The sequence below is a fragment of the Stenotrophomonas sp. STEN031 genome (assembly GCF_056759975.1).
Window position 1 is genome coordinate 1 of the sequence record NZ_JBRREA010000124.1, and the last position, 751, is coordinate 751.

The 751-nt window shown below is 54.9% G+C and carries 2 protein-coding genes; both read right to left on the reverse strand.

Annotated elements, in window-relative coordinates; translation table 11 throughout:
* Positions 1-219: 219 nt before the first annotated feature.
* The gene (locus tag ACVOLQ_RS22440; RefSeq protein ID WP_481529354.1) at positions 220-432 is read right to left on the reverse strand and encodes a hypothetical protein; all 213 of its coding nucleotides are present in this window, start codon (positions 430-432) and stop codon (positions 220-222) included.
* A gap of 56 nt (positions 433-488) precedes the next feature.
* On the reverse strand, positions 489-751 hold a 263-nt coding region (locus ACVOLQ_RS22445), incomplete at its 5' end, for a DUF6959 family protein (RefSeq protein WP_481529355.1).

The window sequence follows — 751 nt, forward strand, 5'->3', positions numbered from 1 at the left end:
ACCATCCGCACCGCCCGCTCACGCACCTCGGGTGCGTACCTCGTCAATCTGTTGCTCATGGCTCCATCCTCTCAAGGTTTGGAGCCTCCGGGAAAGACGGGGCGATTCACTCTAAAGCCTAACTCCGGAATTAAGCCGACTCGCGAAGCGAGTTCGGCTTGAATAAACTGTTAGGCCCCGCAATAACTAGTCGAAGCCATTTGAAGATACCTGGATTGCTTAAGGCGGGCAGTGGGCGTCAAACGCCTTTATTGCCTCGTGCAGTGCAGTAACCACATTGTCGCTGTCCTTGCGCCAGACGAAATCGCTCTGTTGATGAGTGATGACGACTGTAGAGACGTTTTGGTTCCTCTCTCCATCCCACTTGAGAATAACCATGGCGCCGCGCCGCCTTGCGGCATCAATCTCGGGCAGAAGGGCATAAATAGTCATGGGCCTAACTGCGGAATTAAGCCGACCCGCGTGGCGGGTTCGGCTTGAATGAACTGTTAGGCATCAGGCGTCTCCACGAAAGGGAGGCTGATCTGATGCTCATCAAGTACGGACTTATAGTGCTCAAGCATAGCGAGCAGCGTGCTGTGTAGGTCACGAAGCTCATCTACTGCGTCAGGACTATCTGAGAGCGCCACGGCAGACTGGGCGCATAGCGCATGAAGAGTGTCGCCTTGCACAAGCAATCCCGGGAACTTGCGACCAGGATGCCGGACAACGGGCATATTCGATTGGTCTGAGTAGATCTCGACGTTCTCGA

Bases quoted from the DNA above. Each gene is read 5' to 3' on its own strand.
- ACVOLQ_RS22440 (WP_481529354.1), bottom strand. From the start codon at position 432: ATGACTATTTATGCCCTTCTGCCCGAGATTGATGCCGCAAGGCGGCGC.